The 24,894-nt window shown below is 70.0% G+C and carries 23 protein-coding genes; 7 read left to right on the top strand and 16 right to left on the bottom strand.

Features of this window, described 5'->3' with window-relative positions; translation table 11 throughout:
* Positions 1-54 precede the first annotated feature (54 nt).
* From ACFPYL_RS01630 to ACFPYL_RS01620, 3 genes are read right to left on the bottom strand one after another with little or no spacing between them, the layout of a single operon-like run.
* Positions 55-231 (bottom strand): hypothetical protein, encoded by a 177-nt coding sequence (locus ACFPYL_RS01630; RefSeq protein WP_379149672.1) that lies wholly within the window; start codon positions 229-231, stop codon positions 55-57.
* Complete coding sequence (locus ACFPYL_RS01625) at positions 228-413, bottom strand: hypothetical protein (RefSeq protein WP_379149671.1); 186 nt, start codon at positions 411-413, stop codon at positions 228-230. The genes ACFPYL_RS01630 and ACFPYL_RS01625 overlap by 4 nt, the downstream gene beginning before the upstream one ends.
* 49 nt (positions 414-462) lie before the next feature.
* Entirely contained in the window at positions 463-648 is a 186-nt protein-coding gene (locus tag ACFPYL_RS01620) for a hypothetical protein (RefSeq protein ID WP_379149669.1), read from the bottom strand.
* Between the two features lie 166 nt (positions 649-814).
* On the opposite strand from ACFPYL_RS01620, the gene ACFPYL_RS01615 reads away from it, so the two are divergent.
* On the top strand, positions 815-1,444 hold the full coding sequence (locus ACFPYL_RS01615) for a pyridoxamine 5'-phosphate oxidase family protein (protein ID WP_379149667.1): 630 nt from the start codon (positions 815-817) through the stop codon (positions 1,442-1,444).
* 112 nt (positions 1,445-1,556) lie between these two features.
* Here ACFPYL_RS01615 and ACFPYL_RS01610 read toward each other — a convergent pair whose 3' ends face one another.
* The 9 genes from ACFPYL_RS01610 to ACFPYL_RS01570 form a co-directional block, all read right to left on the bottom strand.
* Complete coding sequence (locus ACFPYL_RS01610) at positions 1,557-2,531, bottom strand: electron transfer flavoprotein subunit alpha/FixB family protein (protein ID WP_379149665.1); 975 nt, start codon at positions 2,529-2,531, stop codon at positions 1,557-1,559.
* Entirely contained in the window at positions 2,528-3,271 is a 744-nt protein-coding gene (locus ACFPYL_RS01605) for an electron transfer flavoprotein subunit beta/FixA family protein (RefSeq protein ID WP_379149663.1), read from the bottom strand. The genes ACFPYL_RS01610 and ACFPYL_RS01605 overlap by 4 nt, the downstream gene beginning before the upstream one ends.
* Complete coding sequence (locus tag ACFPYL_RS01600) at positions 3,268-5,775, bottom strand: GcvT family protein (RefSeq protein ID WP_379149661.1); 2,508 nt, start codon at positions 5,773-5,775, stop codon at positions 3,268-3,270. The genes ACFPYL_RS01605 and ACFPYL_RS01600 overlap by 4 nt, the downstream gene beginning before the upstream one ends.
* Positions 5,776-7,010: 1,235 nt before the next feature.
* Positions 7,011-7,982 carry an ABC transporter substrate-binding protein gene (locus ACFPYL_RS01595; RefSeq protein WP_379149659.1) on the bottom strand — a complete coding sequence of 324 codons (972 nt, stop codon included), beginning with the start codon at positions 7,980-7,982 and terminating at the stop codon, positions 7,011-7,013.
* Positions 7,983-7,993: 11 nt separating this feature from the next.
* On the bottom strand, positions 7,994-10,015 hold the full coding sequence (locus ACFPYL_RS01590; protein WP_379149657.1) for an ABC transporter permease: 2,022 nt from the start codon (positions 10,013-10,015) through the stop codon (positions 7,994-7,996).
* Positions 10,012-11,037 carry a quaternary amine ABC transporter ATP-binding protein gene (locus ACFPYL_RS01585; protein ID WP_379149656.1) on the bottom strand — a complete coding sequence of 342 codons (1,026 nt, stop codon included), beginning with the start codon at positions 11,035-11,037 and terminating at the stop codon, positions 10,012-10,014. Before ACFPYL_RS01585 ends, ACFPYL_RS01590 begins: the two co-directional genes overlap by 4 nt.
* Positions 11,034-12,734 (bottom strand): choline dehydrogenase, encoded by a 1,701-nt coding sequence (gene betA, locus ACFPYL_RS01580; RefSeq protein WP_379149654.1) that lies wholly within the window; start codon positions 12,732-12,734, stop codon positions 11,034-11,036. The genes ACFPYL_RS01585 and betA overlap by 4 nt, the downstream gene beginning before the upstream one ends.
* Before the next feature lie 7 nt (positions 12,735-12,741).
* The gene (locus tag ACFPYL_RS01575) at positions 12,742-14,211 is read right to left on the bottom strand and encodes an aldehyde dehydrogenase family protein (RefSeq protein ID WP_379149652.1); all 1,470 of its coding nucleotides are present in this window, start codon (positions 14,209-14,211) and stop codon (positions 12,742-12,744) included.
* A gap of 130 nt (positions 14,212-14,341) precedes the next feature.
* Positions 14,342-15,106 carry an IclR family transcriptional regulator gene (locus ACFPYL_RS01570; protein ID WP_379149650.1) on the bottom strand — a complete coding sequence of 255 codons (765 nt, stop codon included), beginning with the start codon at positions 15,104-15,106 and terminating at the stop codon, positions 14,342-14,344.
* A 92-nt stretch (positions 15,107-15,198) separates the two neighbouring features.
* Between ACFPYL_RS01570 and purU the strand changes: the two genes are divergently transcribed.
* The gene (gene purU / locus ACFPYL_RS01565) at positions 15,199-16,077 is read left to right on the top strand and encodes a formyltetrahydrofolate deformylase (RefSeq protein WP_379149648.1); all 879 of its coding nucleotides are present in this window, start codon (positions 15,199-15,201) and stop codon (positions 16,075-16,077) included.
* A gap of 102 nt (positions 16,078-16,179) precedes the next feature.
* On the opposite strand, the gene ACFPYL_RS01560 is transcribed toward purU, so the two are convergent.
* Positions 16,180-17,619: a trimethylamine methyltransferase family protein gene (locus ACFPYL_RS01560; protein ID WP_379149647.1), complete on the bottom strand. Its 1,440-nt coding sequence runs from the start codon at positions 17,617-17,619 to the stop codon at positions 16,180-16,182.
* Positions 17,620-17,691: 72 nt separating this feature from the next.
* Between ACFPYL_RS01560 and ACFPYL_RS01555 the strand changes: the two genes are divergently transcribed.
* Genes ACFPYL_RS01555 through ACFPYL_RS01535 form a run of 5 tightly spaced genes read left to right on the top strand, consistent with a single transcriptional unit; the run spans position 17,692 to position 22,420 of the window.
* Entirely contained in the window at positions 17,692-18,465 is a 774-nt protein-coding gene (locus tag ACFPYL_RS01555; protein ID WP_379149645.1) for an IclR family transcriptional regulator, read from the top strand.
* Positions 18,462-19,130 (top strand): corrinoid protein, encoded by a 669-nt coding sequence (locus ACFPYL_RS01550; protein ID WP_379149643.1) that lies wholly within the window; start codon positions 18,462-18,464, stop codon positions 19,128-19,130. Before ACFPYL_RS01555 ends, ACFPYL_RS01550 begins: the two co-directional genes overlap by 4 nt.
* Positions 19,127-19,993 carry a dihydropteroate synthase gene (locus ACFPYL_RS01545; protein WP_379149641.1) on the top strand — a complete coding sequence of 289 codons (867 nt, stop codon included), beginning with the start codon at positions 19,127-19,129 and terminating at the stop codon, positions 19,991-19,993. The genes ACFPYL_RS01550 and ACFPYL_RS01545 overlap by 4 nt, the downstream gene beginning before the upstream one ends.
* Complete coding sequence (locus ACFPYL_RS01540; protein ID WP_379149639.1) at positions 19,990-21,840, top strand: ASKHA domain-containing protein; 1,851 nt, start codon at positions 19,990-19,992, stop codon at positions 21,838-21,840. Before ACFPYL_RS01545 ends, ACFPYL_RS01540 begins: the two co-directional genes overlap by 4 nt.
* Entirely contained in the window at positions 21,779-22,420 is a 642-nt protein-coding gene (locus tag ACFPYL_RS01535; protein ID WP_379149637.1) for a DUF1638 domain-containing protein, read from the top strand. Before ACFPYL_RS01540 ends, ACFPYL_RS01535 begins: the two co-directional genes overlap by 62 nt.
* A 1-nt stretch (position 22,421) precedes the next feature.
* Here ACFPYL_RS01535 and ACFPYL_RS01530 read toward each other — a convergent pair whose 3' ends face one another.
* From ACFPYL_RS01530 to ACFPYL_RS01520, 3 genes are read right to left on the bottom strand one after another with little or no spacing between them, the layout of a single operon-like run.
* Positions 22,422-22,550 carry a hypothetical protein gene (locus tag ACFPYL_RS01530; RefSeq protein WP_379149635.1) on the bottom strand — a complete coding sequence of 43 codons (129 nt, stop codon included), beginning with the start codon at positions 22,548-22,550 and terminating at the stop codon, positions 22,422-22,424.
* 36 nt (positions 22,551-22,586) lie between these two features.
* Positions 22,587-23,432: a methylenetetrahydrofolate reductase gene (locus ACFPYL_RS01525; RefSeq protein WP_379149634.1), complete on the bottom strand. Its 846-nt coding sequence runs from the start codon at positions 23,430-23,432 to the stop codon at positions 22,587-22,589.
* A gap of 41 nt (positions 23,433-23,473) precedes the next feature.
* Entirely contained in the window at positions 23,474-24,868 is a 1,395-nt protein-coding gene (locus ACFPYL_RS01520; RefSeq protein ID WP_379149632.1) for an MFS transporter, read from the bottom strand.
* Positions 24,869-24,894 lie beyond the last annotated feature (26 nt).

Genomic DNA, 24,894 nt, shown 5'->3' with positions numbered 1-24,894 from the left:
ACGCTCCTCCCCCCGGTGGCTTCGGGACCAGGGTAGGCGGGGACGCCCAACCGGTCAGGCCGACCAGCGAACCGCCTCGGTGGCGAGGTCCGCCGGCGAGTAGACACCCGCCAGGTCGGGCCGCCTGCCGAACAGGTCGGCGAGCGCGCGAGCGTGGCTCGACGCACGCACCTCGGCGAGGACCGTCGGCGCCTCCGTCGTCGGGCCGGTCTCCGGTGCTGCAGCAGTCATGTCGACTCCCCCTTCTCGCCCGTGCGCCGGTCGGCGCGGGCGATCATCCAGGTGGCGGTGTACGCCGCTCCTGCGGCGAGGAGCTCGACGTACCGGTCGATGACCAGGAGCACGCCGAGCGTCGTCACGGACACGACCGTGAAGACCGACCACCAGGGGTCGACGTCGGCAGGCTCCTCCACACGAGAAGTCTACTGACTTTATCAAGTTACTGCATCTGTGATCCGAGGATCACGCGGACCAGCGGACCGCCTCGGCCGTGACGTCGGCCGGCGAGTAGACACCCGCCAGCTCCGGGCGCCGCACCAGCAGGTCGGACAGGCCGCGGGCCCGGGTGACCGCACGCGGCTCCCAGGCCGGAGTCGTCTCGTCCTTCTGCATGCTGAGCAGGGTCCCCATGCGCTCGTCGTCGGTCATCTGACTTCCCCGTTCTCCCTCGGCCCTCGGTGGACCGTCCCCTTCGGTGATCGGCAGCCGGCGCCGCCTGTCGAGGGTTGTGCCCGCTGGTCCAGCCCGCCAATCCGCCGCAGCGACCTGTCTGGACCGACCCGCCCGGGAGGTTTGAAGTGGTGGGATGGGGGTCATGGACCGACTCCAGCGATTCCCCGAGCAGGGCGTCACGGAGCGCGCCGCCCTCGACGGCCTGCTCGACTCCCAGTGGGTCGGCGTCCTCTCCTGCGTCGCCGACGGCCGGCCGCTCGCCGTACCGATGCTCTACGCGCGCGACGGCGACCGGATCCTGCTGCACGGCTCGACCGGGGCCGGCGCCCTGCGCCGGGTCGCCGCCGGCGCTCCGGCGGTGCTCACCGTCTTCGCGCTGGACGCGTTGGTGGTGGCGCCGACGACGTTCGAGTCGTCGGTCAACTACCGGTCGGCGACGGTCCGCGGACCGCTGGAGACACTGTCCGACGAGGAGCGCGCGGCCTCCCTGGACGCCTTCTCGGAGGTGCTGGTGCCGGGGCGTACGGCGGAGGTGCGCCCACCGAGCCGCAAGGAGCTGGCCGCCACCCTCGCGCTCTCCCTGCCGATCCGGCCGGACGGCTGGCTGCTCAAGGTCGCCGACGACTGGCCGGCCACCCCGGAGGAGGCGGACGCCGACCCGGACGTGTGGAGCGGACTCGTGCCCGTGCGCACCGTGCTCGAGGATCCGGTCCCCGCTCCGTGGGCGACCGGCCTGCCGGTGCCGCCGTCGGTGCGACGGCTCAGCCCCTGAACGAGCCCACGCTCACACGACCGAGGTGAGCTCCTGAGGCACCTCGCCAACTCCTCGGCCTTTGCAGAGACCAAGAAGTTCGTGGTTACCCGGTTAACCGGGTATCCCTGGATCAACCCCGCCGGCGCTTGATCTCCGCGTTGATCGCCGGGACCACCTCGTGCAGATCTCCGATCACGGCGTACGACGCCTTGGTGACCATCGGGGCGTCCGGGTCGGTGTTGATCGCGAGGATGTACTTCGCGGTCGAGCAGCCGGCCCAGTGCTGGATGGCGCCGCTGATCCCGCACGGGATGTAGAGGTCGGGCGAGATCCGGGAGCCGGTCTGGCCGACCTGCTCGTGGTGCGGCCGCCAGCCGAGCGAGGTGACGACGCGGGAGACGCCGAGCGAGCCGCCGACCAGCTCGGTCAGCTCGAGGAGGTCGGCGAAGCCGTCGGGGCTGCCGGCGCCGCGTCCCGCGCCGACGACGACCTTCGCCGACTTGAGCGTGCCGGACAGGTCGGGCTCGGGCTCCTCGCTCGAGACCACGCGCGCGACCAGGTCGGCCGCCGCGACCTCGGGTGTGTGGACCTGCACCTCGGCGGCCCCGGGCGTCGCCGCGGGCACCGCCTCGACGGCGTGCCCGGCCACGGTGAAGACCGCCGGCCGGTCGCCCAGCCGCATCTCCTCCAGGGCCGCCCCGCCGACCACCTGGCGGGTGACGACGAACGGCGCCAGGCCGCTGAACGACAGCACGTTGGCGGCCATCGCGACGCCCTCGCGCGCCGCGACGTGGGCCATCACCTCGTTGCCCCGGGGTGTGCCGGCCGCCATCACCACGACCGAGCCCCCGCGGACGCCCTGGATGCCGGACGCCCACGCGGCTCCGGCGTACGACGCGAAGGCCTCGCCGGTCAGCGCGTGCACCGTGCGGACGCCGTACGACGCGAGCGTGGCGACCAGGTCGGCCGACGGCTCGCCGACGACCACCGCGTCGACCGGCACGCCGCCGCCCGCCTCGGCGAGCGCGCGGGCGAACGTGATCGCCTCGCGGGAGACCTCGACCGCCTCCCCCGACGGCGTCGTCTCGACCAGCACCACGATCATCGGGCCAGCACCCCCAGCTGCTCGAGCAGGTCGACGACCGCGGGCGCGGCGTCGGCACCCTTGCCGAGGATCTGCACGTCGGACGGCGTCGGGGGCGGCAGCATCAGCCGGACCCGTCCCGGGCCGGCCGGCTCGGCGGTCGGCTGGCGCTCGTCGATGGCGACCTTCTTGGCCTTCATCCGGCCGGGCACAGTCGGGTAGCGCGGCTCGACGCCACCCTCGAGGACCGTGACGACGGCGGGCAGCGGCACCCGGTAGGTCTCGTGGCCGTCGGGACCCGCGCCGCTCGCGGTGACGACCCCCTCGGCGACGGACACGTTGGTGACCCCGTTGACGACCGGCCAGCCCAGCTCGTAGGCGAGCCGGATGCCGACCTGGAAGTCCCCGCTGTCGGCGGCGTCGTTGCCGAGCAGCACCAGGTCCTGCCCTCCGTCGCGGACGACCGCCGCGACCTCCCGCGCCACGTCGGCCGGGCCGAACGTCTGCGGGTCGGCGACGACGTGCACCGCCGCCGTGCAGCCGACCGCCAGCGCGGCGCGCAGCTGCTCGACCGCGTCGGCGTCCCCGAGCGTCATCACGGTGGTCTCACCACCGATCTGCACGCCCAGCTCGACGGCGCACTCCTCGTGGGCGCTGGTCGTGAAGCCGGCGTACCGACCGTCGACGGCCTGGCCGTCCTCGGTGAGCACGACCTCGCTGGAGGAGTCGACGACCCGCTTGATGCAGACGAGCGTGCTCATCGGAGGCGCTCGTTGGCGGGGTCGAGGAGCGCGGTGGCGTCGACCGAGCCGACGGTGACCGGGTAGAGCTCCTCCATGTAGGAGACGGCGAGCTGGTTGCCGATCGAGGCCTCGGCCGGCGGCAGGTAGGCGAGCAGCAGGTGCTTGCCGAGCGACGGAGCCGAGCCTGCCGTGGTGACGTAGGGGTGGTGGCCGTGCCCGTCGGTCAGCGGCTCTCCGGACCGCGTGAGGATCGGCTCGCCACCGAGCATGTAGCGCTTCACGCCGCTCGCCGAGGTGTGGTCGTCGACGACCAGGGTGCAGAGCACGGACTCGACCGGAGCCTCCCGCTGGGCGAGGTAGGCGTCGCGGCCGACGAAGTCGGCGGCCTTCACCTTCGGCCGCTGCATGCCCGCCTCGACGATGGAGCGCTCGGAGTCGAGCTCGTAGCCGAAGGCGCGGTAGCCCTTCTCGATCCGGCCGGTGGTGCCGTAGACGCCGATGCCGACCGGTACGGCGCCGTGGTCGGCGCCCGTCTCCAGGAGCGTCTCCCAGAGCGCGGCGGCGTCGTCCATCGCGACGTACAGCTCCCAGCCGAGCTCGCCGACGTAGGAGATGCGCGAGGCGAGCACCGAAATGCCACCCACGGTGATCTCGCGGCAGGTCAGGAAGCCGAAGCCCTCATCGGAGACGTCGTCGTCGGTGAGCGACGCGAGGATGGTGCGGGCCTTCGGGCCCCAGAGACCGATCGTCGAGACCTCGTCGGTGTGGTCGGTGATCGTGGTGCCGTCGCCCGGCAGCTGGTTGCCGAACCACTGCAGGTCGGCGCGGCCGTGCGCGCCGCCGGTGACCACCCGGAAGTGGTCGTCGCCGAGCCGCATCACGGTCAGGTCGGAGACGAAGCCCCCCTTCGCGTCGAGCACCGGCGTGTAGACAACCTTGCCGACGGCGACGTCGCACTGGGCGACGCAGGTGCGCTGCACCGTGTCGAGCGCTCCAGGTCCCTCGATGTCGAAGACCTGGAACGCCGACAGGTCGATCACGCCGGCCGCCTCACGCATCTGGAGGTGCTCGGCGTTGATGATCGGGCTCCACCAGCGCGCATCCCACTCGTGCTCGCGGGGCATCGTCGCGTCGCCGTACTCCTCGAGGAGACCGGCGTTGGACTCATACCAGTGCGGCCGCTCCCAGCCCGCGGTCTCGAAGAACATCGCGCCGAGCTTCTGCTGGGAGGCGTGCATCGGCGAGAGCCGCTGGTCGCGGTCGGACTCGTACTGCTCGGCCGGGTGGATGATGCCGTAGGTCTTGATGAAGGACTCGGTGGTGCGCAGCCGGGTGTGCTCGCGGCGCATCTGGCGCGGGTGGAAGCGCGCGATGTCGCTGTGGTGCACGTCGATCTCGCTGTGCCCGTGGGTCATCCACTCGGCGACCGCGCGGCCGACGCCCGGGCCCTCCTTGATCCACACCGCGGCCGCCGTCCAGAGGCCCTTGACCAGGCTCTCGCCGAGGATCGGGTTGCCGTCGCAGGTCAGCGACAGCAGGCCGTTGATGGCGTAGCGCATCTCCGCGCCCTCGGCGCCGAGGAGCTCGGGCATCAGCTCGTAGGCCTGCTCGAGCTGCGGGTCGAAGTCGTCGGAGGTGAAGGGCATCTCCGTCGGCGACAGCTTGGCCTGCTCGATCGAGGGGATGTCCTCCGGCTCGTGCAGGATCGCGCGGTGCGCGTAGGAGCCGACCTCCATGTCGGCGCCGTGCTGGCGCTCGTAGCAGAACGTGTCCATGTCGCGGATGATCGGGAACGAGATCTCGCCCTCGCGCTCGGCGAGCTGGGGGCAGGGCCCGACGCTGATCATCTGGTGGACGGCCGGCGTGAGCGGGATCGAGATCCCGGCCATGTCGCCGATCTTGGGGCTCCAGACACCGCACGCGATGACGACGTACTCGGCCTCGATGTCGCCGCCGTCGGTGCGTACCCGGCAGATCCGGCCGTCCTCGACGTCGAGGCCGACGACCTCGACGGTGGGTACGACGGTGAGCGCGCCCGACTCGAGCGCCTTCTCCCGCATGATCGTGCCCGCGCGCAACGAGTCGACGACACCCACACTCGGCGTCCAGAACGCGCCGATGAACTGGTCCTCCTCGATGAAGGGGACCTTCTCCTTCACGAACGCCGGGCTCACCAGCTCGGCCTCGATGCCCCACGCCTTCGCGCTGGACATCCGGCGGCGCAGCTCCTCCATGCGTTCCTCGGTGCGCGCGAGCTCGAAGCCACCCGACTCGGTGAAGACGCCCATCTCCTTGTACTGCCGCATCGAGTCGAGCGTCAGGTCCGTGATCTCCCGGGAGTGGTCCACCGGGAAGATGAAGTTGGAGGCGTGGCCGGTCGAGCCGCCGGGGTTGGGCAGCGCCCCCTTGTCGAGCTGCACGATGTCGCGCCAGCCGAGCTCGGCCAAGTGGTGGACGAGGCTGTTGCCGACAATGCCGGCGCCGATCACGACGACCTTCGCGGAGGCGGGGACGTTGGCCATGAGGCCCTCCGAACTGCTGTCTTCGATGTTGCGTAATCCGCAACGCGATTCGTATTACGAAACTAACTCAAGGATCACCCGTCCCCGGCCGGACGGTCAAGCCCGGCCGGGGACGAGTCAGGCCCGCGCGGCTACCCGAGCCAGGCGTCCACCTTGTCCTGGTTCTCGTCGACCCACTTCTCGGCGGCGTTCGCCGCGTGCTGACCGCCTCGGAGGTTGAACATCAACGCCCCGCACCGTCCGCCTCATGTCGAGTCTGGCCACACACTGTCCAGGACCACCGGACTCTCACGTGTCAACACGGACCGCACCTTTCCCGCCTGCATGGGTCTGTTGAAACTTTCAGGCTTGCGCCCCAGAAAGAGGCTGAGCACGCTCGAAGCGGGGAATGCAACTAGGAGACCTCCCCCGTCCCCTTTGCTGTGCAGAGTGCGGTGTACCCCTGAATCGGCTGCTCCGCATTCGAGCTGTAAGCGCGAATCACGACGTCGAAGACCGCTGCGTCTCGCGTGTAGATCCGATTAAAGGTGATAAATCCATACGGATCCTTCGGGAAGAAGGCTCGCTGGGTCGCCCCGCCCGCCGTCTTTCTCCACGAGATCCAGATGTTTGCGAAACCGTCGGCGTCGACGGCGACGGCTCCACTGCTGCACGACTTGTCTCCGATTGAGACGGTCTTGACGGCGCTCCCACTTGGCGCGGCGCGCCCGGAGCATGCCGCGCTCGCTGTCATAGCGGGACCCCTCGAGTAGGCGCTCCATCTGCCCTCGCTATACGGAGACCAGTACGCGTCAACAGCAATTGCGTCGGGCGCGGTAGGGGTACCGGCAATCGAATTTCCCCATGTGGGACTACTGGCAGGACCACCCTTTTTCACCGCAACGCTATGGCCGGTCACAGGCTGGTATGACACACGCGGCACGATGTGGCCCGCGCCACTACAGTCCAAGCTCCCTGAGTCACTCGTCGCCGCGGCGGGAGACTGGACGACAGCACTGAACGTGCCAGCGACTAGGACAGCCGAACAAAGAAATGCCGAGATTCTCATTGTTTCGCTCCATTTCGTCGGATATTGCGAGCAGACCACGAATCGATCTCGCCGGTAAGCGAGGCTCAACCATCTGCCGAGAGGAGCTCGCCGCGATCTCCGATCTCTGGCTCGACCGGAACTGCCAGCGGACTCCTCTGACAGGGCAGACCTACGGTGATTGCTCGCGGACCAGGGCAGACAGACGTCAATTCAGCCAGGCGTCGACCTTGTCCTGGTTCTCGTCGACCCACTTCTTGGCCGCGTCGTCCGGGTCCATCTGGTCCTGGGCGATGTACTTGGCGACGAGGTTCTGGTCGTCGTTGGTCCAGTTGAAGTTCTTGACCAGGTCCACGGCCAGGCTGCCGGACTTCATCCACTCGGTCGAGACGATCTTGTTGAGGGGGTACGGCGGGTAGTCGCAGGCCACCTTCTCCGGGTCGGCGTCGCAGCCGTCGGTGTACTTCGGCAGGTTGACCTTGACCAGCGGCACCTCGGCCAGGAACCACTGCGGCTCGTAGAAGTAGCCGATCATCGGCTTCTTGTTCTCTTCGGCCGTACGGAATGCCTCGATGAGGGCGTCCTCGCTGCCGGCGTACACCACCTTGTAGTCGAGCTTGAGGTTCTTCACCAGCGCCTCGTCGTTGGTGACGAAGCCGGGGTCGCCGTCGAACAGCGTGCCCTTGTCGCCCGACTCGGACGTCTTGAACATGTCGGCGTACTTGTTGAGGTTCTTCCAGTCCGTGATGTCCGGGTACTTGTCCGCCATCCACGGCGGGACGTACCAGCCGATCACGCCGTCGTTGCCCGTCAGGCCGGCGTCCTCGGCGGTGCCGTCGCCCTCGCCGGCGAAGTACTTCTTCTCGAGCTCCGGGTGACCCCAGTTCTCGATGACGACATCGACGTCCCCGCTGCCGAAGCCCTTCCAGGAGACCTGCTCGTCCAGGTCCTTGTAGTTGACCGTGCACCCGAGCTGCGTCTGGGCGACGTAGCCGACCACGTGCGCGTCGGCCTCGAAGCCGACCCACGGGTTGACGGCCATGTTGAGGTCACCGCAGTCCTTGGTGGCCCCGGCCGGGGTGTCGGCGTCCTTGATGGAGTCGCCACCACACGCACCGAGCGCGAGTGCCGACGTCGTAGCCAGTGCCGCGAGCACCGCTTGTTTGCGCTTGACTCTCATCTGCAACCTCTCTAGGTCCTTGCCCTGATTTGAGTTCCGCCGGCGCGGGCTGCGCCGTACGTCGTGATCCGGTCGAGCATGATCCCGAGCAGCACGATCGTGATGCCGGCCGCGAGGCCCCGGCCGACGTACTCGGACTGCCGGAACCCCTTCACGATGTCGAAGCCGAGGCCGCCGGCGCCGACCATGCCCCCGATGACCACCATCGACAGCACGTAGAGAAGGCCCTGGTTGGTCGCGAGCAGCAGCGAGCCCCGGGCCATGGGCAGCTGTACCTTGGTGATCTCCTGCCAGCGGCTGGCACCAGTGGACCGCGACGCCTCCAATGTCTCGGGCGAGACCCCGCGGATGCCGTCGGCGACCAGCTTGGTGGCGATCGGGACCGCATAGATGACCGCGGCGATGATCGCCGTGAACCGGTTGGGACCGAAGAGGATCAGCACCGGGATGAGTGGCACGAACGGGGGGATCGTCTGGCCGGCGTCCAGGAAGGGACGCACCGCCCGGTCGACCCCGGTGCTGCGTCCCATGGCGACGCCGAGCACGACCGCGATCACCACGACGATCGCCGTCGCCACCAGGACCGACGTCAGCGTGACCATCGCGTTGTACCAGAGGTCGAGCAGGGAGATGCCAGCCAGGCACACGGCCGTCGCGGCCAGTGCGCGCAGGCCGCCGACGATGACGGCGATCAGCAGGATCGCGACGCCGGTGACAAACCACGGCGACTCCGCGACCAGGCTCTGCACCGGGTTGAGGAACCACTCGGTGAAGTTGTTCTGGATCGACGAGGTGAAGCTCGAGAGGTTCGTGCGCAGCCAGTCACCGAAGTCGTCGACCGCGTTGCGCAGCGGCGTCCCGAGGTCGGGGTTCGCCGGGAACTCGTTGGCCCAGACCTGGACGTGCGAGAGGTAGACGGCGATCAGGGTTCCCACAGTCCCGGCCGCCAGCACGATCCGGCGCAGCCGCCGACCGCGATCACCCGCCCGTCGCGCCTGCTCGGCGCGGAGGCTGGACGCGGTCGTCGTGCGGTCGAGCATCACCGCCGCGATCACGATGCAGAGACCCGCGACGAAGGAGGTGCCGAACTGACCGCGCTTCAGCCCGTCGATCACCGGCTGTCCGAGCCCGGGGCCGTTGATGTACGCCGCGATCGTCGCCATCGCCAGTGCGGCCATGATCGTCTGGTTGACGCCCACGATGATGGTTCGCTTCGCGAGCGGCAGCTCGACCTTGACGAGCCGCTGCAGGCGCCCCTGGCCGAGCGAGTCGGTGGCCTCGAGGACCCCGGTGCTGACGGTGCGCAGGCCGTGCGCCGAGATCCGGATCACCGGCGGCGTGGCGTAGACGAGCGTGACCATGATCGCCGCCGCCGGGCCGATGCCGAAGAGGATGCTGAAGGGCAGGAGGTAGACGAACGACGGCATCGTCTGCATGACGTCGAGGACCGGCGTGACGATCGCGGAGACGACCTTGCTGTGCGCCATCCACACACCCAGCGGGATCCCGACGACGCACGCGATGAGGACCGAGAAGAGCGTGATCAGCAGCGTGTCGACGGAGTCGGTCCAGTAGCCCAGGAAGCCGAACAGGAAGAACGACGGCACCACCAGGAGGACCAGCCGCCACCCTGCGATGGCGAAAGTGACCAGCGCCGCTATCGCGACCGTGCCCAACCACCCGATCTGTGGGTAGGGCCGCGGGAACGGCGCCACCGTGAAGAGGTGCTGCAGCCAGGTGAAGACCGAGTCCATCGCATCGGCGAACCCGCTCAGCGCACGGGCGATCACGTTGGAGTCCGACGAGAAGGCGTCGGCGACGGAGTCGCTCAGGTCCTGGAGCCAGCGGTGCACGTCGGTACGCGTGGAGGTGCTGATCTCCAGCGTGTGCATGCCCTCGGTGACGGACCAGATCACGATCCAGCCGACGACCACGGCCAGCAGGGCCCAGAGCCGCGGCCGCGCACGCACCATCGCGACGACCCGGTTCTCCTGGTTGATCCGGGCGACGTCGGCGGTGCTGGCGGTGGTCATGCCATCGACTCCTCGGCGACGACGACCCGGAGGATGTCCTCGTCGTCGACGACGCCGACGAGGCGGTCACCGTCGACCACCCGGCACGGTCCCTGGTGGTCGAGCACGACCCGCGCGGCGTCCCGGACGATCTGGTCCGCCTGGAGGACGGGGCCGTCCACCGTCCCGTCGGGCTCGCGCATCACCCACTTGAGGGTGAGCACGTGCGACTTCGGCACCTCGGAGGTGAAGTCCTTGACGTAGTCGTCGGCGGGGGCGCCGACCACCTCGTCCGGCGTACCGATCTGCACCAGCTCCCCGTCGCGCATGATCAGGATCCGGTCGCCGAGCTTGAGCGCCTCCTGGAGGTCGTGGGTGATGAAGACCATCGTCTTGCCCAGCTCGTGGTGGAGCCGGATCACCTCGTTCTGCATGTCGCGGCGGATCAGCGGGTCGAGGGCGGAGAAGGGCTCGTCGAAGAGCAGCAGCGACGGGTCGTTGGCCAGCGCGCGGGCCAGCCCGACCCGTTGCTGCATGCCACCGGAGAGCTGGTCGGGGTAGGAGAACTCGTAGCCGGAGAGCCCGACCAGCGAGACGATCTCCTCGGCCTTCGCCCGCCGTTCCTTCTTCTTCACACCACGGATCTCGAGCCCGTAGGCGACGTTGTCGATCACCTGGCGGTGTGGCAGCAGGCCGAAGTGCTGGAAGACCATCGAGGTGTGGGTACGCCGCAGGTCGCGCAGCTCGGCCTCGCTCGCCTTCACGATGTCGTGGCCGTCGATGACGACCTCGCCGGCGGTCGGCTCGATCAGCCGGGTCAGGCAGCGCACCAGCGTCGACTTGCCGGAGCCGGAGAGACCCATGACCACGAAGACCTCACCGGGCGCGACCTCGAACGACACGTCCTTGACACCGACGACGCAGCCGGTCTTCTCCTTGAGCTCGGCGCGGGAGAGGTCGGCGTCCGGCGTACCGATGATGTTGTCCGCGCCGCGACCGAAGATCTTCCAGAGGTTGCGGACCGAGAGTGCAGAGTCGCTCATGAGGGGTCCTCCTGGTTGCGGCTGTCGCCGGGCGGGTAGAGCGGCATGCCGTCGCGGTAGCGGTAGTACGGCACGTCGGCGGGCGGGAGCGGCGTGTTGCCGGCGATCAGGTCGGCGGCCTTCTCGGCGACCATCATCACGGGGGCGTAGATGTTGCCGTTGGTGACGAACGGGAAGACCGAGGCGTCGACGACGCGCAGTCCCTCGACCCCGTGCACGCGCATCGTGGCAGGGTCGACGACGGCCATCTCGTCGATGCCCATCTTGGCCGTGCACGACGGGTGCAGCGCGGTCTCGGCGTCCGCGCGCACCCAGTCGAGGATCTGCTCGTCGGTCTCGACCTCGCGGCCGGGCGAGAGCTCGCCGTCGTTGTACGGCGCGAACGCGGGCTGGTTGAGGATGTCGCGCGCGACCCGGATCGCCTCGACCCACTCGCGCTTGTCGTTCTCGGTCGAGAGGTAGTTGAAGAGCAGCGACGGGTGCACCTTCGGGTCCCGGCTCCGGATCCGCACGTGGCCCCGGGTGTCGGCGTACATCGGGCCGATGTGCACCTGGTAGCCGTGCCCCTCGGTCGGCGCGGAGCCGTCGTACCGGATCGCGACCGGGAGGAAGTGGAACATCAGGTTGGGGTAGTCGACGTCCTCGTTGCTCCGGCAGAAGCCGCCGCCCTCGAAGTGGTTGGTCGCGCCGAGGCCGCGGCGGTGGACGAGCCACTGGTAGCCGATGCCCGGACGCCTGCGCCACTTGAGTCCTGGCGCGATCGACACCGGTTGCTTCGACGCGTACTGGATGTAGACCTCGAGGTGGTCCTGGAGGTTCTCGCCGACGCCGGGCAGGTGGTGCACGACCGGGACGCCCTGCTCCTTGAGCAGCGCCTCGTCGCCGACGCCGGAGAGCTGGAGCAGCTGCGGGGTGTTGATCGCGCCCCCGCAGAGGATCACCTCGCCGGCGTACGCCGTACGCTTCAGCCGGCCGCCGCGCAGGTAGTCCACGCCCACGGCCCGCTTGCCCTCGAAGCGCACCTGGGTGGCCATCGCGAGCGTCTCGACGGTGAGGTTCTTGCGGTGCCGCACCGGGTGCAGGTAGGCGCGGGCGGCGGAGAGGCGGCGGCCGCGGTGCAGGTTGCGGTCGAAGCGCGCGAAGCCCTCCTGGCGGTAGCCGTTGACGTCGTCGGTGCGCGGGTAGCCGGCCTCGACGGTCGCGTCGAAGAATGCGGAGAAGAGCGGGTTGTCCGCCGGCCCGCGCTCCAGCACCAGCGGGCCGTCGCCGCCGCGCCAGTCGTCGGCCCCTGCCAGGCACGTCTCCATCCTCTTGAAGTACGGCAGGCAGTGGAGGTAGTCCCACTCCTTCATCCCCGGCTCGGCGCCCCAGCGCTCGTAGTCGAGCGGGTTGCCGCGCTGGAAGATCATCCCGTTGATCGAGCTGGAGCCGCCCAGCACCTTGCCGCGGGCGTGGAACACCCTGCGGTTGTTGAGATGTGGCTCCGGGTCGGTCTCGTACTTCCAGTCGTAGAGCCGGTTGCCGATCGGGAAGGGCAGCGCGGCGGGCATGTGGATGAACGGGTCGACCTTGAAGTCCGACCGGCCGGCCTCGAGCACGAGGACCGTCGTACCGGGGTCGGCGGAGAGCCGGTTGGCGAGCGCGCAGCCGGCCGAGCCGCCGCCGACGATGACGTAGTCGTACCGGTCCCGGCTCATCCGCCGCTCACCCCTGGAACCAGCGCTGCTCGGTCGGGCGGATGTTGTGCCAGACGTGTTTGGTCTCGCGGTACTCCGCCAGCCCGGCCTCGCCGAGCTCGCGGCCGAAGCCCGACTGCTTGTAGCCGCCCCACTCGGCCTGCGGCACGTACGGGTGGTAGTCGTTGATCCAGACCGTGCCCATCCGCAGGCGGCCCGCGACGCGCTGGCCCTTGCCCGCGTCCTGGGTCCAGACCGCGCCGGCGAGCCCGTAGATGCTGTCGTTGGCGATGCGTACGGCGTCGTCCTCGTCGGTGAACGTCTCGACGGTGAGCACCGGTCCGAACGACTCGTCCTGGGTGACCGACATCGTGCTGGTGCAGCTGTCGAGGATGGTCGGCAGGTAGTAGAAGCCGTCCGCCAGCGCCGGGTCGTCGGGCCGCGCGCCGCCCAGGCGGAGCACGGCCCCCTCGGCGATGCCTCGCGCGACGTACGCCTCGACCTTGTCGCGGTGCGCGGCACTGGTGAGGGGTCCGGTCTCGGCCTTGTCGTCGAAGGGGCCGCCGAGCCGGATCGTCGCGGCCCTCTCGACCAGCCGGTCGACGAACTCGTCGGCGATCGACTCCTCGACGACCAGCCGCGCGCCCGCGGAGCACACCTGGCCCGAGTGCAGGAAGACCGCGGTGAGCGCGAAGTCGAGGGCGACCTCGAGGTCGGCGTCAGCGAACACCACGTTGGGGTTCTTGCCGCCGAGCTCGAGCGCCACCCGCTTCACCGTCCCGGCCGCGGCCGCCATCAGCCGCCGGCCGGTCTCCAGACCGCCGGTGAAGGAGACGAGGTCGACCCGGGGATCGGTCGACAGGGGGGCACCGGCGGTCGCGCCGGCGCCGAGAACCAGGTTGCCGACACCGGCCGGCAGGCCGGCCTCGTCGAGCAGCCGCATCAGGTGGATCGCGGTGTGCGGCGTGAGCTCGCTCGGCTTGAGGACGAACGTGTTGCCGGCCGCGAGGCAGGGCGCGACCTTCCACGAGACCTGGAGGAGCGGGTAGTTCCACGGCGTGACCAGCGCGCAGACACCGACCGGCTCGTGCACGATCCGGCTGACGACGTCGGGGTTGCCCGTGTCGACCATCCGGCCAGCGTCCTCGGCGGCGACCCGGCCGTAGTGCCGGAAGACGGACACGACGTCGGCGATGTCGTAGCGGCTCTCGACCAGCCGCTTGCCGGTGTCCAGCGACTCCATCCGCGCCAGGTCCTCGGCGTCGCGCTCGAGGAGGTCGGCCAGCCGCATCAGCAGGTCGCCGCGCTCGCGGCTGGACGTGTCCCGCCAGGGCCCGCCGTGGAAGGCGGCGTACGCCGCGGCGATCGCCGCCTCGGTGTCCTCGGCGCCGGCCTCGTCGACCTCCGCGACCAGGCTCCCGTCGGCCGGGCACCGGATCTCACGGCGTGCTCCACCCCGCGCGCCCACCCAGGCGCCGTCGAGGTAGAGCTCGGCCACTCGGACTCACTCCCCGCGCGACCCCATCGGTTGCGTATGACGCAACCAATTGCTTGTCGCGCAACCGGTCGTTTGACCCGAGGATGCTGTCAGGTCACCGCGCCGTCAAGGGGAAACGGCCCGATGTAACTCAACGTTGACCCCAGCCGAGCCGGTGCGAGACCTCGGCGGCCGCCTCGACGAGCAGCGGGAGGACGCTCTCGACCCGCTCCTGGGAGAGCCGGAACGTCGGCCCGGAGACGCTCATCGACGCGATCACGTCGCCGTGCGCGTTGCGGATCGGGGCCGCGGCCGCGGTGAGCCCCTCCTCCAGCTCGTCCACCGCGACGGCGTACCCCTGCTCGCGCACGAGGTCGAGCTCCTCGCGGAGCTTGCCCTTCTTCGTGATCGTGGTCGAGGTGTAGCGCGAGAGGGTCCCGAGCAGCTGCTTGACCTGGTCGTCGTCCAGACCGCTGAGCAGCACCTTGCCGTTGCTGGTGGCGTGCAGCGGGATGTGCTGGCCGACCCAGTTGTGCGGCTGGAGCGCCGACGAGCCGGCGACCTGGTCGAGGTAGAGGGCCGAGCTCTCCGAGAGGACGGCGATGTTGACCGTCTCGCCCGTGTCGGCCGCGAGCTGCCGGCAGACCGGGCGCGCCTCCTGCACCAGGTCGAGCCGCGCGGTGGTGGCGCCGGCCAGGCGGAGCACGCCGACGCCGAGCCGGTAGCGGCCGCGGTCGGTGGTCTGCTCGACCAGCCGGTGCGACTCGAGGGTGGTGACCAGGCGGAAGGCCGTGCTCTTGTGGACGCCGAGCTCGCCGGCGATCTCGGTGACCCCGGCCTCGCCGACGCGGGCCAGCACCTCGAGGATGGTGAGCGCGCGATCGACGGACTGGACGCCGGCGCTGCCCTCGCTCATGAGCGGAGACTAGCGCAGCAGTTGTTGCGTATTACAGACTGCAATTCGGCTGACGCAACGGTGGTCAGCGCAACGACTCCTCAGGAGAACCCGTGCCCAACCTCGCCACTCCGACCATCGCCGCCGGGGACTACGTCCTCATCCTCTCCTGCCCCGACCGTCCGGGCATCGTCCACGCCGTGTCGGGCTTCCTGGTCGCGCACGGCGGCAACATCATCGAGAGCCAGCAGTTCGGCGACCGGCTCACCGACCGCTTCTTCATGCGCATCGACTTCGAGGTGCCGGGACCGACCGACGCCGCCGCGATGCGCGAGGCGTTCGCGCCGGTGGCCGAGGAGTTCGAGATGCGCTTCGAGCTGTGGGACGCGACCGCGCCGTACCGCACGCTGATCATGGTCTCCAAGCACCTGCACTGCCTCAACGACCTGCTGTTCCGCGCCAGCACCGGGTCGCTGCAGATCGAGATCCCCGCCGTCGTCTCCAACCACCCCGACGCCGGCGCGCTCGCCGCGTCGTACGGCGTGCCGTTCCACCACGTCCCGGTCACGCCGGACACGAAGCCGGAGGCCGAGGCGGAGCTGATGCGGCTGGTCGACTCGTACGGCGTGCACCTGGTCGTCCTGGCCCGCTACATGCAGGTGCTCTCGGACGACCTCTGCCGGTCGCTGTCGGGGCGGGCGATCAACATCCACCACTCGTTCCTGCCGAGCTTCAAGGGCGCGAAGCCCTACCACCAGGCCTTCGACCGCGGCGTGAAGCTGGTCGGCGCGACCGCGCACTACGTCACCGGCGACCTCGACGAGGGTCCGATCATCGAGCAGGACGTGATGCGCGTCGACCACGGCTACGACCAGGACCAGCTGGTCTCCGCCGGCCGCGACGTCGAGGCCCAGGTGCTCTCCCGCGCCGTCCGCTGGCACTCCCAGTCCCGGGTCCTCCTCAACGGCTCCCGCACCGTCGTCTTCCGCTAGGCCGAATCGTGACTTCTGGTCACTCCATTCGGGACTTCTGGTCACTCGAGGTGACCAACATCCCGGACTCGACTGACCCAAAGTCACGATTCGGCGGGGAGGTCAGTCGCCGAGCTCCGCCCGCCGGCGTACGACGTACGCCTCGAGCTCCTGGCGGACGGCGTCGTCGAGGGGCGGCTGCTCGTACTCGTCGAGCCGCTTCTTGTAGAGGTCGGTCGCGCGGGCGGCGGTGTCCTTGGCGCCGTTGCGCATCCAGCGCTCGTAGTTGTCCGACGAGTTGAGGAAGGGACGGTAGAAGCAGGTGCGGAAGCGCTCCATCGTGTGCATCGCACCGAGGAAGTGGCCGCCGTGGCCGACCTCCTCGTGCGCACCGAAGGCCATCGAGTCCTCGTCGATCTCCAGCGGGGTGAACTCGTGCTGGAGCATCTCGACCAGCTGGGCGTCGATGACGAACTTCTCGAAGCCGGCGACCAGGCCGCCCTCGAGCCAGCCGGCGGAGTGCATGACGAAGTTCGCGCCGGCCAGGAAGGTCGGCATCATCGTCATCAGCGCCTCGTAGCCGGCCTGCGCGTCGGGCACCTGCGACGACGTGAGCCCGCCACCGGTGCGGAACGGCAGCCCGAAGTGCCGTGCGATCTGTCCCGTGCACAGCAGCCCGATGCCGGACTCCGGCGTACCGAACGTCGGCGAGCCGGACTGCATGTCGATGTTGGAGAGGAACGAGCCGAAGACCACCGGGCAGCCGGGCCGGATCAGCTGGGAGAGCGCGATCCCCGAGAGGGCCTCCACGATCTGCTGGACCAGGGCGGCCGGGATCGTGACCGGCGACATCGCCCCCATCAGGATGAAGGGCGTCAGGATGACGGGCTGGTTGGCCGAGGAGTACTCGAACTGCGCCTCGAGCATCCGGTCGTCCCAGCGCAGCGGCGAGTTGCAGTTGATCAGCGAGATCAGCGCCGGCGTCTCCTCGATCGACTCGCGCGAGCCGAAGAGGATCTCGGTCATCGCGATGGTGTCGCGGGCGTTGACGCCGGAGACCACGTTGCCCATGTAGATCTTGTCGGTCAGCGTCTGCAGCGCGTACGTCATGTCGAGGTGGCGGCTGTCGAGCGGCGTGTCGTTGGGCTCCGTGATCACGCCACCGGCGGAGTCGAGCACCGAGAAGCTCTGGGCCAGGCGGGTGAAGTTCTCGAAGTCGGCCATCGTCCCGTCCCGACGGACCTCCCCGTCGCGGACGAACGGCGGTCCGTAGACCCCGCTGAAGACCATCGAGTCGCCACCGACGTGCACCGAGTTCGCGGGGTTGCGGGCCTGGAGGTCGAACTCACGCGGCGCCTTGGCCACCTGCTCGAGCACCCAGTCCGGGTCGAGGAAGGCGGTCCTGTCCTCGACGCGCTGCCCTGCCGCGCGGAAGAGATCGAGCGCCCGGTCGTCCATGAACTCGACGCCGATCTCGGTCATCAGCCGGCGCCAGCCCCGGTCGAGCGTGGCCATCGCGTCCTCGGACAGCACCTCGTAGCGCGGCATCTGGTTGCGGAACATCGACCCTCCAACCTAACCTCATGATGTGGGACCACAGTTCCACATCATGGAACCCCTGACCAGAGGACACCCGTGAGCGACGCGAGCAGCGGCAGCGGCACCCAGGCGGTGGACCGCGCGGCCCACCTGGTGTCGACCGTCGTGCACGCCGACGCCCCGCTCTCGTTCGCCGACCTCCAGGAGGCCAGCGGGCTCGCGAAGTCGACGACCTCGCGGATGCTCACCGCCCTCGAGCGCACCGGCCTGGTCGAGCGCGACTCCTCCGGGTCGTACGTCGCGGGCTCGCTCTTCTGGCTGTACGCCGCGCGCCACGACCCGTGGGAGGAGCTGGTCCGCCTGGCTCGCCCGGCCATGGAGCGGATCGGCGACGCGACGTCGGAAACCGTGCACCTCAGCGTCACGCGCGGCGAGAAGGTCGTGCAGGTCGCCCAGGTCGACTCCCGCTACCTCCTCGGCACCCGCGACTGGACCGAGATCGAGGTGCCCGCACACACGTCGGCGCTCGGCAAGGTGTTCTACGCCTGGGGCGCCCTGCCCGTGCCGAGCGGCCCGCTCGAGGCACTGACCGACGACACCCTGACCACGCCGGAGTCGCTGCGCCGCGACGGCATCGCCACCCGCAAGCGCGGCTGGGCGGTCACCCACGACGAGCTCGAGGTCGGCCTCACCGGCATCGCCGTACCCGTCCAGGGACCGCGCGGTGACGTGGTCGCGGCGCTCGGCATCTCGGGACCCACCACACGACTCGAGGCCCGCCTCGAGGAGATCGGCAAGCACCTGTCGTCCCATGCCGCGGAGCTCTCCCAGCTGCTGCGCGGCCGAGCACCCAAGGAGGGTGTGGCATGACATCTCCCGACGAGATCCTGCAGGGCCTGTACGACGAGACCCTGGTCGGCAATGCACCGCGCGTCCTCGAGCTGACCGAGGACGGCCTGACCCTGGGCATGGAGCCGCAGACGCTGCTCTTCGACGCCCTGATCCCCTCGCTCGAGGAGGTCGGCGCCCGCTTCGAGCGCGGCGACTTCTTCGTGCCCGAGATGCTGATCGCCGGCCGTGCGATGGCCGGCGCGATGGAGCGGCTGCGCCCGCTGCTCGCCGAGACCGGCGTGCAGACGATCGGCAAGTTCCTGATGGGCACGGTCAAGGGCGACGTCCACGACATCGGCAAGAACCTCGTCAACATCATGCTCGAGGGCGCCGGCTTCGAGGTGATCGACCTCGGTGTCCAGGTCGCGCCGGAGAAGTTCGTCTCCGCGATCGAGGAGCACCAGCCCGACATCGTCGGCTTCTCGGCGTTCCTCACCACGACGATGCCGATGTTCAAGGCCAACATGAACGCGCTCGAGAAGGCCGGCCTGCGCGACTCCGTCGTCGTCATGGTCGGTGGCGCCCCCGTCACCCAGGAGTACGCCGACGCGGTCGGTGCCGACGGGTACGCCGCCGACGCCTCCGCCACGGTCAAGAAGGCCAAGTCGCTCCTGGAGGAGCGCCGCGCCAAGGTCCCGGCATGACACTGGAGACCGTGCTCCGCGGCACCGGCGCCGAGGTCGTCATCGGCCACGGCCGCCGGTTCTGCCTGATCGGCGAGCGGATCAACCCGACCGGCCGCCGGATCTTCCAGGAGCAGCTGCGCGAGGGCGACCTGTCCGCGATCGAGCGCGACGTGCAGGCCCAGGTCGAGGGCGGCGCCGACGTCCTCGACGTCAACATGGGCGTCCCGCTCACCGACGAGGCCGACCTGCTCGCCCGCGCGATCCAGCTGGTGCAGAGCCGCACCGACAAGCCGATCTGCATCGACTCGTCGGTCATCGAGGCGCTCGAGGCCGGGCTGTCGGTCTACCAGGGCCGCGCCCTGGTCAACTCGGTCACCGCCGAGGACGACCGGCTCGCCGCGATCCTCCCGCTGGTCAAGAAGTACGACGCCGCGATCATCGCGCTGCCCAACGACCACGACGAGATCCCGATGGAGGCCGACAAGCGCCTCGACCTGACGGCCAAGATCATCCGGGTCGCCACCGAGGAGTACGGCATCGCGGCCGCCGACATCGTGATCGACCCGCTCGCGATGCCGATCGGCGCCGACACCACGACCGCACTCGTCACGTTCGAGACCATGCGCCGGATCCGCGACGACTTCGGGGTCAACATGACCTGCGGCGCGTCCAACACGTCGTTCGGCATGCCGGACCGTCACACCCTGGGCGCCGCCTGGCTGCCGATGGCGATGACCGCCGGCCTGACCAGCGCGATCATGGACACCCGGACCCCGCAGATCGTGGAGGCCGTCAAGGCGGCCGACGTGTTCCTCGACCACGACGAGTGGGGCATGGCCTGGATCGCCGCCCACCGCGCGAAGGCCGCAGCCACGGCATGAACGACGGCACCGGTCGCGTCGACCTGAGGTTCACCGTCGAGGAGACCGAGCGGAGCGTGCGCGTCCCGCCCGGCGTCACCGTCTTCGACGCCGCGTCGTGGAACGGCATCGCGATCGACTCCACCTGCGGCGGCCACGGCACCTGCCACAAGTGCAAGGTGCGCGTGGAGGGCAGCACGCCCATCACACGCCACGACGTCAAGACCTTCACCCGCGACCAGCTCGACGACGGCTGGCGGCTGGCCTGCCTGGTCAACGCCACACGCGACCTCGCCGTCGACGTACCCCCGCTCACCACCCGCCCCAAGGCCGCCACCGTCGGCGTCGGCCGCCAGGTGATCCTGCGGCCCGCCATCCAGAAGCGGTACGTCGAGCTCGACGAGCCCACGCTGGCCGACCAGCGCACCGACCTCGACCGGCTGCTCGCCGCGATCGACGACCTGGAGCCGGTGGCCGACCTGCACGTGCTGCGCCGGCTGCCGGCCGTGCTGCGCGCGGCCGACTTCAAGGTGACCGCGGTCGTCGTCGACGAGGCGCTGATCGACGTCGAGCCGGGCGACACCACGGGCACGCAGTACGCGATCGCCTTCGATCTCGGCACCACCACCGTCGTCGCCACGCTGCTCGACGTCGCTACCGGCACCCCGGTCGCCGTGGCGTCGATGCTCAACCGGCAGCAGCCCTTCGGCGGCGACGTCATCACCCGGATCAGCGCCACGATGATGGATCCCGAGGCACTGGCCCGGCTCCAGCTCGCGGCCTCGGAATCCCTGTCCACACTGGCGATCCAGGTCTGCACCGAGGGCGGCGTCGACCCCGCCCACGTCTACGAGGTGGCGATCGCGGGCAACGCCACGATGACCGCGCTGCTGCTCGGCATCGACCCAGAGCCGCTCGGCGTCGCGCCGTTCATCATGTCGTCGCCGCAACCCCCCGACGTGCTCGCCTCCGAGCTCGGCCTCGCCCTGCACCCACGGGCCCGCGCCACGCTCTTCCCCGCACTCGGTGCGTACGTCGGCGGCGACATCGTCGCCGGCATGCTGGCGTCGGGCATGGACCGCGACAAGCGCACCCGGCTCTTCATCGACGTCGGCACCAACTGCGAGATCGTGCTCAGCGACGGCGACCGGATTCTCTCGACGGCCGCACCCGCTGGCCCGGCGTTCGAGGGCGGCGCGATCCGCTGCGGCATGCGGGCGGCCGACGGAGCGATCGAGGTCGTGAAGCTGGCGGAGACCGTGGAGCTCGGCGTCATCGGCGACGTGGAACCGCGCGGCCTGTGCGGGTCCGGGCTGGTCGACGCCGTGGCCGAGCTGGTGAAGGTCGGCCTGCTCGACGCGTCGGGCCGCTACGTGACGGACGACGTCGCCAAGGAACTCGCGCCGGGCCTGGCCGACCGGCTCACGACGCTCAGCTCCGACCGCGGCGAGGAGCGGGTCTTCGTGCTCCATCGACCCAGCCCGGACGCCGAGCCCGAGGACTGCGTGGTGCTGACCCAGCGCGACGTCCGCGAGCTGCAGTTCGCCAAGGCCGCCATCTCGACCGGGTGGACGCTGCTGCTCGAGGAGCTCGGGCTCGAGCACCGCGACGTCCAGCAGGTGCTGCTCGCAGGCTCCTTCGGCAGCTATCTCTCCGCGGCCTCCGCCGTCCGCATCGGGCTGGTGCCGAAGCTCCCGGTGCTGCGCATCGTCGCCGCGGGCAACGTCGCGGGCGAGGGCGCGAAGATGGCGCTGCTGTCGGTGCGCGAGCGGGCCGGCGCCCGGGCGCTGCTGGAGGAGGTGACGTATGTCGAGCTCTCCGACCGCCCCGAGTTCAACGACCGCTTCGTCGACCAGCTCGGCTTCTAGGACGGCCCTCATCGCGTGCGGCGCGATCGCCCAGCCCTGCAAGGAGATCGTCGATCGGCACGACTGGCCGGTCGACGTGCACCCGTTGCCGCCGCTGCTCCACAACCAGCCCCACCTGATCGCCGGGGAGGTACGCCGCCTCGCGGCCGACCTCGGCCCGTCGTACGACTCCGTGGTGATCGGGTACGCCGACTGCGGCACCTACGGCGCCCTCGACTCGGTGTGCGACGAGCTCGGCCTGGCCCGGCTGCCGGGCCTGCACTGCTACGACGTCTTCGCCGGAGCGTCGCGGGTCGAGGAGTTCTTCGCCGACCAGCCCGGCACCTACCTGCTCACCGACTTCCTGGTCCGGTCCTTCGCCCGCACGGTCGTCCAGGAGCTCGGCCTGGACCGCTACCCCGACCTGCGCGACACCTACTTCGGCCACTACACCCGCGTCGTCTGGCTGGCGCAGCAACCGGACCAGGAGCTGCGCGCCCTCGCCGACGACGCTGCCGCCCGGATCGGTCTCCCCCTCACCGTCGTCGAGACCGGCGACAGCCGGCTCGAGCACGCGCTGGCGGCCCTGGTCGAGTCGTGACTCAGATGTCGAAGTCGGCGCCTGCCAGGACCGCGATCCCGAAGACCCCGATCATGAACACGAGGCACAGCAGCGGCGTACCGATGATCAGCACCACCAGCATCCAGAAGACGTTGAGGTTGAGGTTCACGGATGCAGCGTAGCCGCGTCGCCCGGCGGCGGTAGGTCAGCGCAGCCGCTCCAGCAGCCCCTGCCGCCAGGCCTCGGTCTCGGCGACCTGGTTGAACGTGAAGACGTGCAGGCCCTCGACCAGGGCCGTCGGCTCGGCGAGCGTGGGCGCGCACTGCTCGAGGAAGCGCTCGCCGGTGAAGCCGCCGGGTGCGGCCAGCCGGGCGAAGGTGCCCTTGTGCTTGGCGAGGAAGCGGGTCGACTCCCCCACGCCGATCTTGGTCGCCATCGAGAGCAGCTTGGTGCGGTCGACCGGGCCGGGGATGCCGAGCAGCAGCGGCATCGTGATGCCGCGCCCGCGCATCCGGTGCACCCAGTCGCGGATGACGGCGGGGTCGAAGGTCAGGTTGCTGACGACGTGGGTGGCGTAGCGGCGCTTGTCCCACATCGACTGCACGGTCAGGTCGTCGTGGATGGTGGGGTGCGACTCCGGGTAGCCCGTGATCCCGACCTGCGCGAACGGTCGGCCCAACGATGTCAGGTCCTCCAGCAGGGCCAGGGCGTCCGGGTAGTCGCCGGCGGGCTCGGCGTCGCCGCCGGGCACGAAGATGCGGGTGATCTGCTTGCCGGTCAGCCGCGAGCAGATCTCCTCGAGCTCAGCTCGACCCGACACCATCCGCGCCGCGACGTGCGGGACGACGGCGTAGCCGTGACCCGCCAGCCGCTCGGCGAGGTCGAAGGTCGCGTCCAGGCCCTTCGAGGGCGACGCCGTGACCGTGACCGTGACGTCGCGCGGCACGTGCTCGAGCACCTTGTCCTCGGTCGAGGCCGTGGGGAGCACCTCGTAGCGCGCCTGCTCCAGCAACCGGGTCAGGGTCTGACGGTTCGCCGCCTTGTTGCGCATGGAGCAACTCGTTTCGTGATGCGCATCGAGATGCCCTGAGTCTAGACCCCCGGGTTGCGGATCGTCACCCACGAGAGCAGGCCACCCAGCGCGAGCAGCACGGCGCAGATCACCACGGCCGAGCCGTACGCCGCGTCGAAGGCCACCGGATCGGCGTACTGCTCGCCGGTCAGCCCGACGGCCACCGGCAGCGCGGCGACGGCGAGCAGCGAGCCGGCCCGGGCGACGGCGTTGTTGACGCCGCTCGCGATGCCTGCGTGCTCGTCGGGCACGGCGGCCAGGACGGTCGCCGTCAGCGGCGCCACCATCAGCGCCAGCCCGAGCCCGAAGATGGTCAGGCCGGGCAGCACGTCGGTCCAGTAGCTCACGTCCTCGTCGACGCCGAGCAGCAGGAGCGAGCCGCCGGCCATCACGATCGGGCCGACGGTCATCGGGATCCGCGGCCCGATCCGGCTGCCGAGCTCGCCGCCCTTCGAGGCGAGCAGCAGCATGCAGACCGTGATCGGGAGGGTCGCCATGCCGGCCTGGAGCGCGCCGTACCCGCTCACCGTCTGGAGCTGGAGGACCAGGAAGAAGAGCACCGCACCCAGAGCGGCGTAGACGAGCAGGGTCATCGCATTGGCCGCGCTGAACGTGCGGTCCGCGAAGATGCCGAGGGGCAGCATCGGGTGGTCGCTGCGACGCTCGTCGACGACGTACCCGACCGCCGCGAGCAGCGCGACGCCGATCGCCCAGGGAGCGGCCGCGCCACCCCACTCGATCAGCGCGTAGGTCAGCCCGCCGAGGAAGAGCGTCGCGAGCAGCGCGCCGGTGAAGTCGAGGCGCCGGGGTGCGTTCGGGTCGAGGGTCTCGGGGACGAACCGGACCGCGACGACCACGGTGACCGCGGCGAGCGGCAGGTTGATGAGGAAGATCCAGCGCCAGTCGGCGTACTCGACCAGGAAGCCGCCCAGGAACGGCCCCACCGCCGAGGCGATGCCGCCGAGCCCGACCCACGCACCGATCGCCTTGGCTCGGTCCTCCCTGACGAACGCACCCTGGATCATCGCCAGGCTGCCCGGCGTGAGGAGCGCGGCGCCCGCGCCCTGGAGGATGCGGGCCGCGATCAGGACCGTGGGGTTGGGCGCGAGGCCGCAGAGCAGCGACGCCAGCGCGAACCACACCGTCCCGATGACGAAGACCCGGCGACGCCCGTAACGGTCGCCCAGCGAGCCGCCCAGCAGGATCAGGCTGGCCAGGGAGAGCAGGTAGCCGTTGGTGATCCACTGCAGCTGCGCCAGCGAGGCGTCGAGGTCCTCGCCGATGGTGTGCAGCGCGACGTTGACGACGGTGCCGTCGAGCATCGTCATGCCGGAGCCGAGGACGGCGGCGGCGACCACCGCCCGCCCGGTCAGGGTCCCGAGACGTACCTCACTCGATCCGGAGACTGCGTCCACTCCGAAGACACTAGGGGGAATCCCCG

The organism is Nocardioides hankookensis (assembly GCF_042658885.1).
Lineage (GTDB): Bacteria > Actinomycetota > Actinomycetes > Propionibacteriales > Nocardioidaceae > Nocardioides > Nocardioides hankookensis.
The sequence above is the reverse complement of the archived record's forward strand: the minus strand, read 5'-3'. Positions and strand labels throughout refer to the sequence as shown.

Excerpts from the sequence above, each read along its gene's own strand:
- ACFPYL_RS01630 (WP_379149672.1), bottom strand. The coding sequence starts at position 231 with ATGACTGCTGCAGCACCGGAGACCGGCCCGACGACGGAGGCGCCGACG.
- ACFPYL_RS01620 (WP_379149669.1), bottom strand. The coding sequence starts at position 648 with ATGACCGACGACGAGCGCATGGGGACCCTGCTCAGCATGCAGAAGGAC.
- ACFPYL_RS01615 (WP_379149667.1), top strand. The coding sequence starts at position 815 with ATGGACCGACTCCAGCGATTCCCCGAGCAGGGCGTCACGGAGCGCGCC.
- ACFPYL_RS01610 (WP_379149665.1), bottom strand. The coding sequence starts at position 2,531 with ATGATCGTGGTGCTGGTCGAGACGACGCCGTCGGGGGAGGCGGTCGAG.
- ACFPYL_RS01605 (WP_379149663.1), bottom strand. The coding sequence starts at position 3,271 with ATGAGCACGCTCGTCTGCATCAAGCGGGTCGTCGACTCCTCCAGCGAG.
- ACFPYL_RS01600 (WP_379149661.1), bottom strand. The coding sequence starts at position 5,775 with ATGGCCAACGTCCCCGCCTCCGCGAAGGTCGTCGTGATCGGCGCCGGC.
- ACFPYL_RS01595 (WP_379149659.1), bottom strand. The coding sequence starts at position 7,982 with ATGAGAGTCAAGCGCAAACAAGCGGTGCTCGCGGCACTGGCTACGACG.
- ACFPYL_RS01590 (WP_379149657.1), bottom strand. The coding sequence starts at position 10,015 with ATGACCACCGCCAGCACCGCCGACGTCGCCCGGATCAACCAGGAGAAC.
- ACFPYL_RS01585 (WP_379149656.1), bottom strand. The coding sequence starts at position 11,037 with ATGAGCGACTCTGCACTCTCGGTCCGCAACCTCTGGAAGATCTTCGGT.
- betA (WP_379149654.1), bottom strand. The coding sequence starts at position 12,734 with ATGAGCCGGGACCGGTACGACTACGTCATCGTCGGCGGCGGCTCGGCC.
- ACFPYL_RS01570 (WP_379149650.1), bottom strand. The coding sequence starts at position 15,106 with ATGAGCGAGGGCAGCGCCGGCGTCCAGTCCGTCGATCGCGCGCTCACC.
- ACFPYL_RS01560 (WP_379149647.1), bottom strand. The coding sequence starts at position 17,619 with ATGTTCCGCAACCAGATGCCGCGCTACGAGGTGCTGTCCGAGGACGCG.
- ACFPYL_RS01550 (WP_379149643.1), top strand. The coding sequence starts at position 18,462 with ATGACATCTCCCGACGAGATCCTGCAGGGCCTGTACGACGAGACCCTG.
- ACFPYL_RS01545 (WP_379149641.1), top strand. The coding sequence starts at position 19,127 with ATGACACTGGAGACCGTGCTCCGCGGCACCGGCGCCGAGGTCGTCATC.
- ACFPYL_RS01540 (WP_379149639.1), top strand. The coding sequence starts at position 19,990 with ATGAACGACGGCACCGGTCGCGTCGACCTGAGGTTCACCGTCGAGGAG.
- ACFPYL_RS01535 (WP_379149637.1), top strand. The coding sequence starts at position 21,779 with ATGTCGAGCTCTCCGACCGCCCCGAGTTCAACGACCGCTTCGTCGACC.
- ACFPYL_RS01525 (WP_379149634.1), bottom strand. The coding sequence starts at position 23,432 with ATGCGCAACAAGGCGGCGAACCGTCAGACCCTGACCCGGTTGCTGGAG.